The organism is Micromonospora sp. SL1-18 (assembly GCF_047921505.1).
Lineage (GTDB): Bacteria > Actinomycetota > Actinomycetes > Mycobacteriales > Micromonosporaceae > Micromonospora.
In genome coordinates, this window is sequence record NZ_JBLROA010000249.1 from 1 (window position 1) to 321 (window position 321).

Here is a 321-nt window from a genome sequence, read left to right on the forward strand (position 1 = left end):
AGCTTCCCGATCCGCGAGGTGAGCAGCTCGTGCTGCCGGCGCAGGTGCGCCACCGGGTCCGCCGCCGGATCGTCCAGGATCTCGGCGATCTCGTCCAACGGGAACCCCAGCTCCCGGTAGGCCCGGATGAGCTGCAACCGCTCCAGGTCGGCGTCGTCGTAGCGGCGGTAGCCGGCCGGCGTGCGCCCGCTGGGCGACAGCAGCCCGATCTCGTCGTAGTGGTGCAGAGTCCGGACCGTCACCCGGGCCGCCCTGGCCACCTGACCCACCGTGTATGACATGGTTCCCTCCCTTCCACGACCAAGGCTCCCGCCTCCCGCT

1 protein-coding gene is annotated in these 321 nt (G+C 71.0%); it reads right to left on the reverse strand.

Features of this window, described 5'->3' with window-relative positions; all coding sequences use genetic code 11:
- Positions 1 to 281, reverse strand: a 281-nt coding sequence (locus ACNAW0_RS30810) for a MerR family transcriptional regulator (protein ID WP_416291550.1), incomplete at its 3' end; no start/stop codon positions are given.
- Positions 282 to 321 lie beyond the last annotated feature (40 nt).